Origin of the sequence: Epilithonimonas sp. JDS (assembly GCF_021261315.1) — a bacterium.
Taxonomy (GTDB): domain Bacteria; phylum Bacteroidota; class Bacteroidia; order Flavobacteriales; family Weeksellaceae; genus Epilithonimonas.
In genome coordinates this window covers 377,639-392,457 of sequence record NZ_JAJSAX010000003.1, presented here as the reverse complement: position 1 = coordinate 392,457, position 14,819 = coordinate 377,639, and the positions used below count along the sequence as shown (strand labels likewise).

14 protein-coding genes and 1 riboswitch are annotated in these 14,819 nt (G+C 38.8%); of the genes, 10 read left to right on the top strand and 4 right to left on the bottom strand.

The features are described 5' to 3' along the window. Window position 1: 1 nt before the first annotated feature. Complete coding sequence (locus LUD75_RS12080) at window positions 2-892, bottom strand: helix-turn-helix domain-containing protein (RefSeq protein ID WP_232705924.1); 891 nt, start codon at window positions 890-892, stop codon at window positions 2-4. Between the two features lie 379 nt (window positions 893-1,271). On the opposite strand from LUD75_RS12080, the gene LUD75_RS12075 reads away from it, so the two are divergent. From LUD75_RS12075 to LUD75_RS12055, 5 genes are all read left to right on the top strand, one after another. Further along, entirely contained in the window at window positions 1,272-2,123 is an 852-nt protein-coding gene (locus LUD75_RS12075; protein WP_232705923.1) for an aldo/keto reductase, read from the top strand. Between the two features lie 26 nt (window positions 2,124-2,149). Continuing rightward, on the top strand, window positions 2,150-3,286 hold the full coding sequence (locus tag LUD75_RS12070) for an aldo/keto reductase (RefSeq protein WP_232705922.1): 1,137 nt from the start codon (window positions 2,150-2,152) through the stop codon (window positions 3,284-3,286). A 26-nt stretch (window positions 3,287-3,312) separates the two neighbouring features. Then, complete coding sequence (locus tag LUD75_RS12065) at window positions 3,313-3,729, top strand: cupin domain-containing protein (protein ID WP_232705921.1); 417 nt, start codon at window positions 3,313-3,315, stop codon at window positions 3,727-3,729. Between the two features lie 64 nt (window positions 3,730-3,793). Beyond that, window positions 3,794-4,777 (top strand): aldo/keto reductase, encoded by a 984-nt coding sequence (locus LUD75_RS12060; RefSeq protein WP_232705920.1) that lies wholly within the window; start codon window positions 3,794-3,796, stop codon window positions 4,775-4,777. 32 nt (window positions 4,778-4,809) lie between these two features. Then, window positions 4,810-5,430 (top strand): flavodoxin, encoded by a 621-nt coding sequence (locus tag LUD75_RS12055; RefSeq protein ID WP_232705919.1) that lies wholly within the window; start codon window positions 4,810-4,812, stop codon window positions 5,428-5,430. Between the two features lie 201 nt (window positions 5,431-5,631). Here LUD75_RS12055 and LUD75_RS12050 read toward each other — a convergent pair whose 3' ends face one another. The 3 genes from LUD75_RS12050 to LUD75_RS12040 all read right to left on the bottom strand — a co-directional run bounded on the left by LUD75_RS12050 (window position 5,632) and on the right by LUD75_RS12040 (window position 8,609). Continuing rightward, window positions 5,632-6,390 carry an SDR family oxidoreductase gene (locus LUD75_RS12050; RefSeq protein WP_232705918.1) on the bottom strand — a complete coding sequence of 253 codons (759 nt, stop codon included), beginning with the start codon at window positions 6,388-6,390 and terminating at the stop codon, window positions 5,632-5,634. Between the two features lie 84 nt (window positions 6,391-6,474). Continuing rightward, a complete protein-coding gene (locus LUD75_RS12045) occupies window positions 6,475-7,416 on the bottom strand; it encodes a helix-turn-helix transcriptional regulator (protein WP_232705917.1) in 942 nt (313 codons plus the stop codon). A gap of 230 nt (window positions 7,417-7,646) precedes the next feature. Further along, window positions 7,647-8,609, bottom strand: coding sequence for a bifunctional helix-turn-helix transcriptional regulator/GNAT family N-acetyltransferase (locus LUD75_RS12040; protein ID WP_232705916.1), 963 nt, complete (start codon window positions 8,607-8,609; stop codon window positions 7,647-7,649). A 338-nt stretch (window positions 8,610-8,947) separates the two neighbouring features. On the opposite strand from LUD75_RS12040, the gene LUD75_RS12035 reads away from it, so the two are divergent. The 5 genes from LUD75_RS12035 to LUD75_RS12015 all read left to right on the top strand — a co-directional run bounded on the left by LUD75_RS12035 (window position 8,948) and on the right by LUD75_RS12015 (window position 14,608). Then, a complete protein-coding gene (locus tag LUD75_RS12035; protein WP_232705915.1) occupies window positions 8,948-9,757 on the top strand; it encodes an SDR family oxidoreductase in 810 nt (269 codons plus the stop codon). Window positions 9,758-9,768: 11 nt separating this feature from the next. Continuing rightward, window positions 9,769-10,680 (top strand): helix-turn-helix transcriptional regulator, encoded by a 912-nt coding sequence (locus LUD75_RS12030; protein ID WP_232705914.1) that lies wholly within the window; start codon window positions 9,769-9,771, stop codon window positions 10,678-10,680. A gap of 7 nt (window positions 10,681-10,687) precedes the next feature. Continuing rightward, entirely contained in the window at window positions 10,688-11,023 is a 336-nt protein-coding gene (locus LUD75_RS12025; RefSeq protein WP_232705913.1) for a nuclear transport factor 2 family protein, read from the top strand. Between the two features lie 141 nt (window positions 11,024-11,164). Then, window positions 11,165-11,356, top strand: a riboswitch (cobalamin riboswitch). Between the two features lie 109 nt (window positions 11,357-11,465). Further along, a complete protein-coding gene (locus tag LUD75_RS12020; RefSeq protein WP_232705912.1) occupies window positions 11,466-13,481 on the top strand; it encodes a TonB-dependent receptor in 2,016 nt (671 codons plus the stop codon). Next, the gene (locus LUD75_RS12015; protein WP_232705911.1) at window positions 13,478-14,608 is read left to right on the top strand and encodes a DUF5074 domain-containing protein; all 1,131 of its coding nucleotides are present in this window, start codon (window positions 13,478-13,480) and stop codon (window positions 14,606-14,608) included. The genes LUD75_RS12020 and LUD75_RS12015 overlap by 4 nt, the downstream gene beginning before the upstream one ends. The last annotated feature ends 211 nt before the right edge of the window (window positions 14,609-14,819 follow it).

Genomic DNA, 14,819 nt, shown 5'->3' with positions numbered 1-14,819 from the left:
TTTAATTAAGATTTCTGTATTCTAATGGAGAAACCCCAACTTTCTGCTTAAAAAGCCTTGTAAAATGCTGCGGATATTTAAATCCTAAATCATAAGCAACCTGACTTATAGATCTGTCATCGAAAATTTTTTCTTTTGCAACTTCAATCACTTTGGACTGGATATATTCCTGAGCAGATTTTCCTGTTTCTTTTTTAATTAGATCTCCGAAATAATTGGCGGATAAATTCAGTTCGTCCGCACAATAAGCCACAGAAGGCAAACCAATATTTTGAGGTTTATCAGAAGAAAAATAATCATTCATCAATTCTTCAAATTTCTCCAGAATTCCTTTATTCGCATTTTCTCTTGTGATAAATTGTCGGTCGTAGAATCGTGTACAATAATTCAAAAACAATTCGATATTAGAAGTAATTAATGTTTTGCTGTGTTTATCAATAGATTGATTCAGCTCATAAGAAATCTTATCAAAACATTCCAATATCAATTTTTTCTCTTTGTCCGACAAGTGCAGCGCTTCCTTAGCATTGTAAGAGAAAAATCCAAAATCGTGAATTCTCTTTCCCAAAGGCGTATTGACCAGCAAATCCGGATGAAACGCCAAAGCAATTCCCGTCGGCTGGTACACTTCATCACTCATCACTTCCACAACCTGTCCGGGCGCAAAGAAAACAAGCGTTCCGTCCTGATAATCATAAGTGTTGTTTCCATACTTCAAATCGCCGCAAATCGTCTGTTTCACCACCACACAGTACACATTGAAGGTCATTTTGTGAGCCGCTCTCGGGTATGCTTTCAAATGGTCAACAACCGTTACCAAAGGATGCAGAGTCTCATTATTATTGAAATCATTATAATCCTTTACCGTCCTGAAATTCACAACTCTATCCATCTTTTCACTTAATTATTCTACAAAATTAGACAATCAAAACCAATGATTTACACATCGTCACGCAAATCAGTAATAATGGTAAGAGAATCTGTAATCTGTATCATTTGGGCGTATCCCAATGCATTTTTTCCACTCCAAATGCCAACCCAAAAAATGCAAAGGGTCGGGCTATTTGCTATATCTTTTTTGTTTTTTTGCCAACGCTAAATTCCCCATCCGAAAAACAAAAAAGGATGCCGCTTCTATCCCTTACGCAGAAAAACCGACCGTCAAAACAGGCATCAGTAATAATGGTAAGCAATGCAGTAATCCGTATAACAAAATCATTCTGGATTCGTACGACATTTGTATCAACAAAATCGAATAAAAAGATTATCAGATGAAAAACATAACATTAAACAACGGTGTGGAAATGCCGATTTTAGGATTCGGTGTATTTCAGGTTCCGGATTTGGCAGACTGTGAAAAAGCAGTCATCGAGGCTATCGAAACCGGATACAGATTAATCGATACAGCTTCATCTTATGGAAATGAAGAAGCAGTGGGAAACGCTATCACGAAAAGCGGTGTTCCGAGAGAGGAATTATTTATCACGACAAAACTTTGGGTACAAGATGCAGGCTATGAGAATACTTTGAAAGCGTTTGAGAAGTCACTCAATAAATTACAGCTGGAATATCTTGATTTATATCTAATTCACCAGCCTTACGGCGATATTTTCGGGTCTTGGAGAGCGATGCAGGAACTGTATTCTCAGGGAAAAGTGAGAGCGATTGGTGTTTCCAATTTTCATCCCGACAGAATTGCAGATTTGATTGCAAACAGTGGATTTGCGCCAGCTATTAATCAAATCGAAACCCATCCTTTCCATCAGCAGGTCGAAACGCAGAAGTTCCTCGTGGAAAACAATATTCAGATAGAATCCTGGGGGCCATTCGCAGAAGGTAAAAACGATATTTTTAAAAACGAAACTTTAACATCGATTGCGGTTAAAAATAATAAATCTGTGGCTCAGGTAATTTTACGTTGGTTAACTCAAAGAGGTATTGTGGCGATCCCAAAATCAGTTCGAAAAGAAAGAATGGCTGAAAATTTTGACATTTTTGATTTCGAATTGTCCGCAGACGAAATGCAGGTGATTTCAACTTTAGATACCAATGCGAGTCTGTTTTTCGACCACAGAGACCCGAATATGGTCAAATGGCTGAGCGAAAGAAAATTGGATTTGTAAATTAATCAAGACTTAAAAACATTAAAATGGATAGAAGAGATATTTTAAAAACCCTTGGACTTGCAACGATAGGAACCGCATTGTTACCCTTTGGGAATCTGGCAAAAGGTGCAACGTCAGATTTCGGTGCTAATGAAAATGGTTCGCTTCCCAGCCGTAGAAAATTGGGCAAATCTTTAGAAGTTTCAAGTATCGGATTGGGCGTTCAGAATATGAGCCGAACTTATCAGACCACGATTCCGAACCGTAAAGAGATGCACCGAATTATTCAGAAAGCATTCGACAAGGGCGTGACGCTTTTTGATACCGCAGAAGCTTACGATCCTTTCGAATGCGAGAAAATCTTGGGAGAAGCAACATCTTCTTTTCGGAATAATATCGTAATCGAAACCAAATACGGCTGGAACATCGACCAGGAAACCGGAAACCGTCTGCCCGGACTGAACAGCAAGCCCGAACACATCAAATTAGTGGTTGAAGGAATGTTAAAACGTCTCAAAACCGACAGAATCGATTTGTTATACCAACACCGTGTTGACCCAGAAGTTCCGATTGAAGATGTGGTTGGCGCCATTCAAGATTTAATAAAAGAGGGAAAAGTTCTGCACTACGGACTTTCGGAACCTGGCGTAGAAACGGTGAGAAGAGCTCATAAAATTTATCCCGTGACAGCCATTCAAAATGAATATTCCTTGTTATGGCGAGGTCCGGAAAAGAAAATAATCCCGCTTTGTGAGGAATTGGGTATTGGTTTTGTTCCGTGGAGTCCGCTGGGTGTAGGTTTTTTGACCGGCGCTATTGATGAAAACACGCATTTTGCACAAGGCGACATCCGCGGAAATGAAACCCGCTTTTCTCCGGAAAATATTCAGCAAAATTTAAAATTAGTGAAAGTTCTGAAAGACTGGAGCGTGAAGAAAGAGGCTACGCCTGCTCAGATATCTTTGGCTTGGCTGCTTCATCAAAAACCGTGGATTGTGCCCATTCCGGGAACAACTCAAATGTCAAATATGCTGGACAATATCGGAGCGGATAAAATCAAATTCACCAATACCGAATTTAAAGAATTCAATACGGTCATTGATGCTGTGAAAATCGCCGGCGAGAGATTACCGCCCTTTGTACAGCAATTTTCTGATGTGGAAGCACCTTTGAAAAAGTAAATCAATCAAATAAAATAAAAAGTAAAATGGAAAAAAATATCCCAAAAATAAGCGCTTTCCCGACAGGAGAAAGTAATAGTGCATTCGAACAGTATTTTTCAGGGAAATCTTATCTGGCTCCACTGACAAGCAATAGCCATTTAAATGTACCGATGGCGAATGTGACTTTTGAGCCGGGTTGCCGCAACAACTGGCACACGCATACTGGCGGACAGATTCTCATTTGCGTGGGTGGTTCGGGATATTATCAGGAAAGAAATCAGCCTGCCCGAAGATTGGAAGAGGGCGACATCGTGGAGATTCCGGCAGATGTAGAACATTGGCACGGTGCGGCGCCAGACAGCTGGTTTTCGCATATCGGCGTGACCTGTAATCCTCAAACCAATAAAAATATCTGGCTGGAAGCTGTAAGTGACGAAGAATATAGAGAAGCTGTAAAATAAAATTCAAATTCAATTTTAAAATGAACAGCGCAGAGAAAATCATTAATTATATTAAAAGAATACAATGCAAAAAAAAATATTAGGAAACCAGGGATTGGAAGTTTCGGCTTTAGGATTAGGATGTATGGGTTTAAGCTTTGGCTACGGACCTGCAACAGAGAAACAGGAAGCTATTAAATTAATCAGAACAGCATTTGAAAAAGGGGTTACTTTTTTTGATACGGCTGAATGTTACGGCCCGTTTACGAATGAAGAATTATTAGGTGAAGCCTTGCAATCTTTTAGAAATGAAGTGGTTATCGCTACGAAATTTGGTTTTCAGGATGGTGATTCCAGCAAAGGATTAGACAGCAGTCCGGAAAGAATCCGAAAAGTAGTAGAGGATTCCTTGAAAAGACTGAAGACAGATTATATCGAGCTTTTTTATCAGCACAGAGTTGACCCGAATGTTCCAATGGAAGACGTGGCAGGAGCGGTAAAAGAATTGATTCACGAAGGAAAAGTAAAACATTTCGGATTGTCGGAAGCCAGTGCCGAAAGCATTCGAAAAGCGCACGCCGTACAGCCTGTTTCTGCTTTACAAAGTGAATACTCAATGTTTTTCCGTGATGCCGAGAAAGAAATCATTCCGACGCTGGAAGAACTGGGCATTGGTTTTGTGCCATTCAGTCCTTTAGGCAAGGGATTTTTAACGGGAGCAATGACAGAGCAGACGCAGTTTGACAAAAATGATTTCAGAAATATTGTCCCGAGATTTTCTGAGGAAAACAGAAAGGCAAATCAGGCTTTGGTTGATTTGTTGAAAACGATAGCTGCAGAAAAAGAGGCAACACCCGCACAAATTGCTTTGGCGTGGCTGTTGGCGCAGAAACCGTTCATCGCACCAATTCCGGGAACTACAAAACTGCACAGACTGGAGGAAAATATCGGTGGTGCATCTTTAGAACTTTCTTCTGATGATTTATCTAAAATCGCGCAATCACTGAGCCAGATTGAAATCGTCGGGGAACGTTATCCACAGCATTTACAGTCTAGAGTTGGGAAATAATTAAATAATAATTCGATTTAAAATTATTCTCAATGCAGAAATTCGTCCTATTCATATTATCAGTTCTATGTTTTTACTCTTGCTCAAAAGCACAGGAAACAACATCGGAAAAAGAATCATTAAAAGATAAAAAAGTGCTGATTGTTTATTTATCAAGAACCAAAAATACGAAAACTGTTGCAGAAATCATTCGAAAAAATGTTGGTGGAGACTTGGTAGAACTGGAACTTCAAAATCCATATCCTGAAAATTATAAAGCAATCGTTGACCAGGTTTCGAAAGAAAACGAATCCGGATTTTTGCCACCTCTGAAAACTAAGATCGAAAACATTGAAAAATATGACGTCGTCTTCATCGGTTTTCCAACTTGGGGAATGAAACTTCCGCCACCGATGAAGAGTTTTCTGAAACAATCTGATTTAAAAGGCAAAACCATCATTCCATTCAATACCAATGCGGGTTACGGAATTGGAAGCAGTTTTGATACAGTGAAAGAATTATGTTCTGATAGTAACGTTTTGGAAGGTTATTCAGTAGAAGGTGGAAAAGAACGAGACGGAATTTTATTTGTAATGAAAGGCGAAAAGGAAATTAAAGTTCGTAATGAAGTTGAAAAATGGCTTCGAAAAATACTACCGAAAGTAGCCAAGTAATATAAAGTATTTAGAAATTTTCAAATTGATACATTTGCTTTAATGAAAATCTTACAGATTTTATATTATTCTCTTAATATGATGTTTTCATTGGTAAACGCAGCTGTTTTCAAAGACGACGACATTTTTAAAAAAGTATTAATGATAAAAAAATCCCATTCAACAATTATCGAATGGGATTTTGATTTGTTTTAAATTTCATTAAAGTTTGAAACCGCCTGAAACTTCAACTCTTTGACCGTTAATCCATTTGGAATCGTCTGAACAAAGAAACGCCACCACGCTTCCAATATCATCCGGCAAACCAACTCTTCCCAAAGCAGTTTCTGAAGCCAAATGTTTGTTTAAATCTGAAATATCACGGACAACGCCGCCACCAAAATCAGTCTCAATCGCACCTGGAGCAATCGAATTAACTCTAATTTTTCGGGCGCCAAATTCCAAAGCCTGGTATCTAGACAGAGAATCGATTGCCGCTTTCATCGCGCCATAAGCGGAATAGCCAGGCATTGAGAATCTTGCCAAGCCTGAAGAAGTGTTCACAACGCTGCTTCCGTCATTCAATAATGGTAGAAGTTTTTGAGTTAAGAAATACGGGCCTTTGAAGTGGATATTGGTCATTGCATCCAAAATTTCCTCAGTCGTCGTTTCAAAACTTTCGTTGATTCCGATTCCAGCGTTGTTGACCAATGCGTCCAATTTTGCAGAAGCAAATTGAGTGTCCAAAACATCTTTCACTTCTGTTACAAATTGGTCGAAACCTGTTGTGGTAGAGATATCTAAAGGTAAAGCAAATGCTTTTTGTCCAAGAGTTTCAATTTCTTTTAATACTTCGTCTGCTGCTTCTTTTTTGGTTTGATAAGTTAAGATGATATCAAATCCTTTTTTTGCCAATTGTAAAGCTGAATCTTTTCCTAATCCACGGCTTGCGCCTGTTACTAATGCTATTTTACTTGCCATTTTTATTTGTTTTAATTAATGGTGCAAAGTTGAAAAATTATCGCATTCTCTGGTTTGCATAAATCAAATTAAAATTTGTGAAAATCAAACAATCTGCAATTCGCGGTAATGTTGAGGTGACTGCTTGCTATATTTCTTGAAGAAGTTTGAAAAATGAGCTACTTCCTCAAAACCCAATGTGAAAGCGATTTCCGAAACGTTCCATTGTGTTTGGGTCAACAATATTTTGGCTTCCTGGAAAATGCGGCTTCCGATGATTTCGCCCGTGGTTTTTCCCGTAGTTTCTTTCAAAACTCTGTTGAGGTGATTCACGTGAACACCCAAAATTCCCGCAAAATCTGCAGGGGTTTTCAGTTGAAGAAGTTGGCTGATATTTTCGATAGGAAACTGTCTTTCCAATAGTTCGATGAATAGAGTAGTGGTTCTGGAAGCTGCAGTTTTGTTATTTTCAACAGGTAGAATCGGTTTTAATTTCTGTCCAAAATGAATCAATTCCATCACATAATTTCGCAACAGATCATATTTGTAAACATAATCAGACTTGATTTCTTTGTGCATTTTCAAGAAAATCGATTCAAATTGATGAAACTGCTCTGTCGAGATTTGAAAAATAAAATCGCTCTGAGCCGAGAAAACCGGAAGCAGGTCAAGCTCTAAACCAACTTTCGTGGCTGGCAAAAAATCTTTGGTAAAAACACAAAAATGTCCCGATTGCTCTGAACACTGATTTGTGTAGTTGTAAGGAATCTTTGGCGATGCGAAAAGAACGGCGCAATCCTCAATCTCAATAGTTTTGTCTGCATATTCTACTTTATTCTTTCCATTAATCAAACTTATTTTGTAATAAGTTCTCCTATTGTAAGGCATTTCAGTCTTTGAAGTGCTTGTTCTGCAGATTTCAGAAATATCAAAAACATTGAAATGACCAATGTCTTTATTGATATTTTCAGAAAGGAATTGATTGATGTCAGGACAACTGTCTCCCAAAATATCCTGATAAAATTCTTTGATGGTGATTGAACTCATTGGTTTGTAAAAATCAAAGATACGAGTTTGGAATTAATTAAAATTTCACAGTTCCGATTTCAGAAACATTGTTCCCCGTTTTTCCGAAGAAAACAGAATGACAAATGAGCGATTGGTTGATTTGGTAAAAGCAATTGCAGAATCCATCAATGCCTTGCATTAAGCTTGGTTGTTGACTCAAAAAACCTTACATTACCTCAATTCCGGGAACAACAAAAATCCACAGCTTACTACTTTTTCAAATCCAATTCCATCTGAATGTTACAGCGTTGATAAGGCGTGTAACGGCCAACAATCTTTTCGAAGCCCATTTTTTGATACAAATTAATAGCAGGTTTTAGAATCGTATTGCTTTCCAAATACAGTTTTGAAGCACCCAACTCCTTGGCAGAATTAATAATTGCCTGACCCAAAAGCCAACCGATATTTTTGCCCTGAGCCTTTGGAGAAACCGCCATTTTTGCCATTTCAAAATCATAGTCTTTGTCATCCATTTTTATCAAAGCACAAACGCCCAAAGGTTCGTCTTTATAGATTGCGACAAGGATTTTTCCGCCTTTATCGAGGATATATTCCTGCGGATTGTCTAAAGATTTGTAATCCGTTTCTTCCATTTCAAAATAAGTCGAAATCCATTCTGCATTCAAGTTTCTAAAAGCAGATTGATATTTCGGTTTATATTCCACGATTTCCACATCCTTGCTTTCACGCATTTTTTTCTGTTCCTGAACACGTTTCAGTAGTGATTTTTGTTCCAATAAAAATTCCCATTCTGCAACCGCTTCCCAAAGATTGTAAGTAGCTTCAGCAAGGAGATTTTCCACAGCCAAATCAATATCAACACATTGTTCCTGCAACATTTTTTCAGCTAAAGATTTTCCTTCTTCGGTTAATCCAACTACATTTCTGCGTTTATCACTTGATTTAAGCTGGTCATTTACCAAACCTGCTTTTATCATTTCCTTGATGATTTTGGTTACAGAAGGTTGAGAATGACCGATTTCTTTGGCAATTTCCGTAATTGTTTTTTCATCCGTTTCTGACAGCACAAAGAAAACAGGAAACCATTTTGGAGAGAATTTCTCAACATTGTACATTTCATAAATCTTGGTTGCATCATCTGTAAATCGGCTTGTCAGCAAACGCAATCTGCTTCCCAAAGCCATTTTTCCTGTTCTTTCAAATATATTCATAATTAATTACATAACTGATTATGCAAATGTAAAAATAAATTTGAATTGAACAAAATTACTAGGTCTTAAATTTAATTGATAATTGATTTTGGGCGTATCCCTTTGCATTTTGCCTGTCATTTTGAGCCTGTGGAAGAAACTTTCAGCAAGGCAAAAACGCAAGCGGGTCGGGCTATCCGCTATATCTTTTGCTCCATTTCATTACGCAAAAGGATGCCGCTTCTATCCCTTACGCAGAATTACGCTTCGTCATTTCGGATACAATCAAACTCATTTTGGCAACATTTCCCTCACTGCGTCTGTGGACATTTGTATTATAAAATTTAAATAAAATTACAATGCAAAAAACAATTTTCATTACAGGCGCATCATCAGGATTAGGAAAAGCGACAGCCAAATTATTTCAGTCAAACGGCTGGAATGTCATCGCAACAATGAGAAATCCGGAAAAGGAGACGGAACTTTCACAACTGGAAAATGTAACCCTGCTTCCGCTGGATGTTACGAACTTAGAACAGATTCAGGAAACGGTAAAAAAAGCGATTGAACTTCATACGATTGACGTGGTTTTCAACAACGCGGGTTATGGTTTGATCGGCGCTTTGGAAGCGTTGACAGACGAGCAAATCGTGAAACAACTCGATACCAATTTACTTGGTGTGATTCGTGTAACTCAGGCTTTCATTCCTTATTTCAGAAAAAACAGAAACGGATTATTTATCACCACAACTTCTATCGGCGGATTGCTGACTTTCCCTCTGGATTCGCTTTATCACGCTACAAAATGGGCTTTGGAAGGCTGGAGCGAAAGTATGTCTTTTGAAGTAGCTTTGCACAATGTTGGCATCAAAACCATTGCGCCGGGCGGAATTAAAACTAATTTTGCAGGAGAATCGTTAGCCGTTGCCAATCATCCCGCTTACGAGGACGGAATGCAGAAATTATTTGCATTGATGAATCCCAACAATTTCGAGTCAGTGGAATGGATTGCTGATGTGGTTTACGAGGCAGCGACAGACGGGAAAAATCAATTGCGATATGTCACGGGCGAATTTGCCACTCAATTATACAACCGCCGTCTGGAAATAGGTTCCGAAGCTGCCGTTCAGGAAATGAAACAGATGGCATTTGGTGATTTAATCAACTAAATTTGTAAGAAATGAATAATCCTATAAAAGTAGATTCTATCTCAAGACTTCACGAGATGTTGGGTTTCGGAAAGCCTGTTCATCCTTTGATAAGCCTTACTGACAATACCAATATGATTGTAGAAAGTGACTTATTGAATCAACATTTTCTATTCAATTTCTATAAAATTTCTTACAAAAAAACTAGGAAAGGCAAAATTGGATATGGACAAGGTTATTATGATTTCGACGAAGGCGGAATGGTTTTTACCGCGCCCAATCAACTCATTTCTACGAGTGCGGATGATATGGAATATGAGGGTTTGACTTTGCTGATTCATCCTGAGTTTTTCAGAAATTATTCATTGGCAACCCGTATTAAAAGCTTTGGTTTCTTTTCATATTCTGCGAACGAAGCTTTGTTTTTATCAGACAAAGAAAAGCAGACTGTTTTTTCGGTTTTTGAGAATATTAAGGAAGAATTGAATAATACGATTGACGATTTCAGTCAGGACGTCATCATTTCGCACATCGAGGTTTTGCTCAATTACAGCAACCGCTTTTACAAGCGCCAATTTATTACCAGAAAAGCGGTCAACAATGATTTGCTTTCAAAAATTGAAGAACTTTTAACTGTCTATTTTGAAAAAGAACACGGTTTGAATAAAGGTTTGCCAACCGTTGAGTTTCTCGCAACCGAACTCAGCCTTTCACCACGATATTTAAGTGATATGCTTCGGTCTTTGACAGGGCAGAATGCACAGCAGCTTATCCACGAAAAACTGATTGAAAAAGCAAAAGATTACCTTACGACAACTCAGCTTTCAGTAGCAGAAATTGCCTATCAATTGGGTTTTGAGCATCCGCAGTCTTTCAATAAGTTATTTAAAAATAAAACCAGTCAGACGCCTGTAAAATTCAAACAAGGTTTTTATCATAACTAAATTTAAAATGAATATAGAAACGTTTATCGAAGATTGGATTGCTGTTGGCAACAGTTACGACACCGAAAAATATCTTGAGTTTTACAATCAAAACGCTGTTTTGGATGACCCTTCAGTTGGAAGAAAATTTGTCGGTCATAGCGGAATTAAAGATTATTTTGTGAGTTATTTTATTGGTTATAAGACTCAGACTGAATTGAGGAAATTAGGAGTTAGAGAAAACTCAGCCTATTTGGAAGTTGAGTTTACAGGAGAATTTCCGGAAGGTAAAATTGGCGGAAGCTTTGATTTTACTTTTAAAAATGATAAAATTGAATTTGTAAAAGCAGATTTGATTCATTAAAGTAATAATCAACAAGATTAAAAAGTGGTGAGGTATCTTATCACTTTTTTTGTTTTTAATTTCAAATATATTTGATTATCAATTATTTAAATTAAATATCAAGTAAATAACCAACATCAGTTTTTTCTAAACCTATTTTATATATCTTTGCGCCAATCTGGTGAGCCGTAAAAAGCGCTTAATAGGGAATCCGGTGAAAATCCGGAGCAGACCCGCTACTGTAAGCTTCACACAAAGGTTTTTGAAAATTATATCCACTGTTCGCCCCGGCGAATGGGAAGGATTTCAAAAATGAAGTAAGTCAGGAGACCTGCCAGAATGTTTTAATAATTGACGCTTTCGTGGAATAAAGCTTAGTCAACAATGATTTTGTGCAGCACAAACTGCGCCTTATCCTTGCTTTCTTACATCCATTGGCGTCATCATTATTCGATATGAGCTAATGGTGACACGATTTACTTCTCGGTTTTTCAAAACTGTTGTTGCAATATTTGTAACAGCCTCATCTTTCTGTTTTTCCCAATCCAAAAAAGATTCTATCGAAACTGAGATTCTCAAAGTTAATGTTTACAAAAAGAATTTCAAAGAGATTTTACCGGCGCAGACACTTTCTGGCGAACAGTTGGAAAGACTCAACAGCCAATCCGTTGCCGATGCGCTGAGGTATTTTTCAGGTGTTCAAATCAAAGATTACGGCGGGATTGGCGGACTTAAGACCATCAATATCCGAAGTATGGGAAGCCAGCACGTCGGTGTTTTCTATGACGGAATCCAACTTGGAAATGCGCAAAACGGTGTCGTCGATTTAGGGAGATTTTCTTTGGATGACATCGAGGAAATCTCACTTTACAATGGGCAAAAATCTGAAATTTTCGAGCCAGCGAAGGATTTCGGTTCGTCAGGTTCGATTTATCTTCAGCCAAAAACACCTAGTTTTAAATTTAATAAAAAAACAAATCTCGTTCTGAGACTCAAGAACAGTTCCATCGATTTATTCAATCCGTCTTTCCGATTGGAGCAGAAAATTTCGGATAAGGTTTCTGCAAGTTTCAGTTCTGAGTTTCTACAGAGTGACGGGATTTATAGATTTCGTTACCGCAAAAAATATCCAGATGGCGCTGTTGCTTACGACACGATTGCGAAGCGTTTCGATTCCGATATCAAAGCCAGACGTTTCGAAACCAGCTTTCACGGAACCCTGAATAATGGAAGTTGGAACGTGCGTGGTTACGGCTATTTTTCTGACCGCGGAATTCCCGCAGCGATTGTGAATAACCGTTTTGATGGGCGTGGACAAAAGTTGGTGGACGAGAATTATTTCGTTCAGACCAATTTTAGAAAGAAGTTGTTTCCGAAATTAGAAACGCAGTTCAAAGCTAAATTCGCTTACGATTTCACGCATTACGCCGACACGGTTTCATCCATTAAAATCCAGAATCAATACATCCAAAGAGAGATTTATTTGTCTTCTTCTAATATCTATTCCGTGACTCAGAATTGGGATGTCAGCGCCAGTTTTGACTTTCAGTACAACAATCTGGATGCGGATTTGGTCAACTTCTCTTATCCGACGCGCTACACATCTTTGCTCGCTTTTGCCACAACTTACCAATGGAAAAAACTGAAATTCCTTGGAAGTGTTTTGGGAACTTTCGTCCACGAAGATGTGGAGAAAAATGCCAAATCGCCAGACAAAACCGAGTGGACGCCCGCCGCTTTTCTCAGCTATCAGCCTTTTGATTCCAATGATTTTACGGTCAGAGCTTTCTACAAACGGATTTTCAGAATGCCGACTTTCAACGATTTGTATTACACGATGATTGGAAACGCTTTCCTGGAACCGGAATTTACCAATCAATACAATCTTGGATTTACGTACCAGAAGTCTTTTAATAATCAGTTTTTTCAAAGTTTCTATGCAAAGGTCGATGGCTACTTTAACAAAGTTGAAAACAAAATCATCGCCGCGCCAACCGGAAATATGTTTCGCTGGATGATGCTGAATCTCGGCGAAGTGGAAATCATCGGAACCGATATCAATGTTCAGGCTGACTTGCTCGTCGGCAATGTGAAACTGAAACCGTTAGTGAGTTACACGTTCCAAAGAGCCAGAGATTTTTCCGATAGAAACGAAACTTATTTTGGTGACCAAATTCCGTACACGCCGTGGCATTCCGGAACTTTTTCCCTGATGTCAGATTACAAAGATTGGAGTTTCAATTACAGTTTTATGTATGTCGGCGAGCGGTACGACGGTCAGCAGAACAACATCCAGTACAATTACATCCAGCCTTGGTACACGCACGATTTATCAATCCAGAAAAAAATGAATTTGAAAAATCACCAGTTCAAAGCCAGTTTCGAGGTCAATAATATCTTCAATCAATATTACGACGTCGTGCTGAATTACCCAATGCCAGGCCGGAATTTCAAACTCATTTTAAGTTTTACATTATGAAAAAAATAAACTTTTTTCTGCTCATTTTACTTTGCCTGATGTCCTGTCGAACAGATGAAATAATCGTTCGCCCGGAAGTGGAAGAAGGTCTTGCGACGCCAGAAAATACAGCTATTAAAGGCTTTTATCTTCTCAATGAAGGCAATATGGGAAGCAACAAAGCTACCTTGGATTTCTTCGATTACACAACTGGGACTTACCACCGGAATATCTACGCGGACATCAATCCGGATGTGGTGAAGGAACTTGGAGACGTCGGGAATGACATCAAAATCTACGGCAGCAAAATGTACGCAGTCATCAACGTATCCAACAAAATCGAAGTTCTCGACGCAAAAACGGCCAAAAGAATCAAAACCATCAACCTTGAGAATTGCAGATATGTGACGTTCAAAGATGGGAAAGTTTACGCTTCTAGCTACGCCGGACCTGTCGTTCTGAATCCCAACGCACCACTCGGAAAAGTCGCTGAAATTGATACGGTTTCGCTTTCGATAAAACGGGAAGTGGTTGTCGGTTATCAACCCGAAGAAATGCAAATCATCGGAAACAATCTCTACGTCGCCAACTCCGGCGGTTACCGTTTCCCAAATTATGACAGAACCGTTTCAGTCGTTGATTTGAACACTTTCACCGAAACCAAAAAAATCGATGTGGCAATCAATCTTCATCACATTGCAAAGGATGACGACGGCGATTTGTACGTGAGTTCCAGAGGCGATTATTACAACGTTCCGTCCAGTTTGTTTTTGGTGGATGCAGCAACGGGAACGGTGAAAAAAGACTTCAAAATTGCGGTCAGCGAGATGACGATTGTGAATGGCAAACTCCATTATTACGGCAACGAGTTCAACTACAACACGCACGCCTACACCAAATCTTTCGGCATCATCGATGTGAAAACGGAGCAGGTCATCTCCAACAAAATCATCGACCAGGAATATGTAGATGCCATCAAAACACCCTATGGAATCGCCGTGAACCCAATCACAGAAGACATTTATATGACCGATGCGCGGAATTACGTTTCCACCGGATTTGTCTATTGCTTCGACAAAAATGGAAAATTCAAATGGAAAATCGAAGGCGGCAACATCCCGGCGCACTTTGTTTTTCTTTATAAATAATGGTTATGAATAAATATTTGGGCAGCTATTTCCGCCTTCCGTTCCCTCCCGATTTTACATCGGGATCCACTCAAGTCGGGCTGCGGATTTCAACATAAAATCAACAGTCGACATAAAACGCCATTTTGTCATTCCGTAGGAAACCTAACGAAGTGGTTCGACGAAGTCAATCTAGACTGCTGAGATTCCTACGGAATGACAAACAACCTTA